This is a genomic window from Stenotrophomonas sp. HMWF003 (assembly GCF_003061285.1).
Lineage (GTDB): Bacteria > Pseudomonadota > Gammaproteobacteria > Xanthomonadales > Xanthomonadaceae > Stenotrophomonas > Stenotrophomonas maltophilia_AP.
The window spans coordinates 1-2,103 of sequence record NZ_QAIW01000432.1 but is presented as its reverse complement, the minus strand read 5'-3'; the positions used below and the strand labels follow the sequence as shown (position 1 = coordinate 2,103).

At 69.0% G+C, this 2,103-nt stretch carries 3 protein-coding genes; 2 read left to right on the top strand and 1 reads right to left on the bottom strand.

Going from position 1 to position 2,103, the window contains the following annotated elements:
- Positions 1–8 precede the first annotated feature (8 nt).
- The gene (gene rnfB, locus DBR34_RS18580; protein ID WP_128097875.1) at positions 9–434 is read left to right on the top strand and encodes an Rnf electron transport complex subunit RnfB; all 426 of its coding nucleotides are present in this window, start codon (positions 9–11) and stop codon (positions 432–434) included.
- Positions 435–644: 210 nt separating this feature from the next.
- On the opposite strand, the gene DBR34_RS18575 is transcribed toward rnfB, so the two are convergent.
- The gene (locus DBR34_RS18575; RefSeq protein ID WP_038687069.1) at positions 645–992 is read right to left on the bottom strand and encodes a RidA family protein; all 348 of its coding nucleotides are present in this window, start codon (positions 990–992) and stop codon (positions 645–647) included.
- Positions 993–1,185: 193 nt separating this feature from the next.
- Between DBR34_RS18575 and DBR34_RS18570 the strand changes: the two genes are divergently transcribed.
- Positions 1,186–2,103 (top strand): lysylphosphatidylglycerol synthase domain-containing protein (locus DBR34_RS18570; protein WP_146186884.1); only part of this gene is annotated, 918 nt, incomplete at its 3' end.

Here is a 2,103-nt window from a genome sequence, read left to right as displayed (position 1 = left end):
CGCCACGCATGCCCAGCACCACCGCCAGTTTGATCGAACGCCTCGACCGCCTGTTGCCGCAGACCCAATGCGGCCAGTGCGGCTATGACGGCTGCCACCCGTATGCGCAGGCCATGGCCCGTGGCGAGGCCGGGGTCGACCACTGCCCGCCGGGCGGTGACGACGGCGCCCGTGCGCTGGCCCATGTGCTGGGCGTACCGGCGGTGCCGTTCGACCGCAGCCGCGGCGCGCACAAACCCGCACAGGTCGCGCTGATCATCGAAGCCGACTGCATCGGCTGCACCAAGTGCATCCAGGCCTGCCCGGTGGACGCCATCGTGGGCGGTGCCAAGTACATGCACACCGTCCTGCCCGACCTGTGCACCGGCTGCGAACTGTGCATTCCACCGTGCCCGGTGGATTGCATCGCACTGATCCCAGCCCCCATCGCGTAGAGCCGGGCTCTGCCCGGCTGCCGTAGACCTTGCATGGCTGACAAAACAGCGGCGTAGAGCCGGGCTCTGCCCGGCTGCCGTAGACCTTGAATGGCTGACAATCAGCCGCGCAGAGCCCGGCTCTACGTGCACCGCGAACAGCCGGGCAGAGCCCGGCTCTACGTGCACCGCAAACAGCCCGGCGCCACGTGCACCGTGCCCGGCTGCTGTTTACGGCAACGCAGCGGTAATCACAATCTCCACCTTCCAGCTCGGGTCGGCCAGCTTGGCTTCCACCGTCGCGCGCGCCGGGGTCATGCCCGCCACCACCCACTCATCCCACGCGGCGTTCATGCCGGCGAAGTCGTTGATGTCGGCCAGGAACACTTCCGCGCGCAGCACGTGCTGCTTGTCGCTGGCCACCAGCGCCAGCAGCTTGTCGATCTCTTCCAGCACCTGCCGGGTCTGCCCGGTGATGTCCTGGCTGGTGTCTTCCGGGATCTGCCCGGACAGATAGGCAACCTTGTTGTGCACGGTCATTTCAGACATGCGCGGACCGACGTCGAAACGTTCCAACATGGCGATGGCTCCTCTGGGTGATGGGCCATTGTCACCGATGCGGCGTGAGCCTGTCCTTGCCCTGGATCATTGCCGCCACGGCAGGCACAGCGCACACCCTTGGCAAGCGTGCACATCCGGCGCACGATGCGCGCGCACCACCGTGCCGCCTGTCTTGACTCTTTCATCGCCCGCCCCGGAGCACGCTTCACCGATGACCGAAACAACCCCTGCTCCCGCACCGGCCCGCCTTGCCTGGCGCCGTGCCGCCACCGTCATCTTCAGCCTGGCGATCCTGGCCCTGGCCCTGCGCGGGCTGGCCAGCGAATTCGACGAACACGGCTACCGTGCCATCCGCGAAGCCTTCCGACATCTCGGCGCAGGGCAGATCGCGCTGACCGTTGTGCTGGGCCTGGCCAGCTACGCCTGCCTGATCGGCTTCGATGCGATCGGCCTGCGCCGCAGTGGCAAGCGCCTGCATCCGGCGCGCGTGGGCATCACCGCGTTCCTGGCCCACACGCTGGGCCAGACCCTGGGCTTTGCCGCCCTCACCGGCGGCGCCGTGCGCCTGCGCGGCTACGGCGGCGCCGGCCTGAGCCTGGGCGAGATTGGCCAGGTGGTGCTGATGAGCACGCTCGGCTTCGTGTTCGGTGCCTGGCTGCTGCTCGCCCTGGCCTTCGTGCTCGAACCCGGCGCAGCGGCGCTGGCGCTGCCCGTATCGGTGCAGGCGGTGCGCGTGGCCGGCATCGTCGGCCTGCTCGGCTATGTCGCCACGCTGCTGCTGGTCGGGCGCGAAGGGCGCAGTTTCAGCATCCGCGGCCACGCCCTGTGGCTGCCCGACCGGCGCACCATGCTCTGGGTCACCGCCCTGAGCGTGGTCGAACTGGTGCTCGCCAGCGCCGCGTTCTACGTGCTGCTGCCGATGGACACCCCGACCGGCCTGCCCGGCTTTGTAGGCCTGTACCTGGTGGCGGTGCTGGCCGGGCTGATCTCCAGCGTGCCGGCCGGGCTGGGCGTGTTCGAGTGGAGCCTGCTCAAGCTGTTGCCGCAGGTGGCACCGGCCGCCGTGCTGGCCGCCGCGCTGATCTACCGGGTCACCTACTACGTGCTGCCGTTGCTGTTGGCCACGCTG

Coding starts and splice junctions, on each gene's coding strand:
- DBR34_RS18575 (WP_038687069.1), bottom strand. CDS start 992: ATGTTGGAACGTTTCGACGTCGGTCCGCGCATGTCTGAAATGACCGTG.
- rnfB (WP_128097875.1), top strand. CDS start 9: ATGCCCAGCACCACCGCCAGTTTGATCGAACGCCTCGACCGCCTGTTG.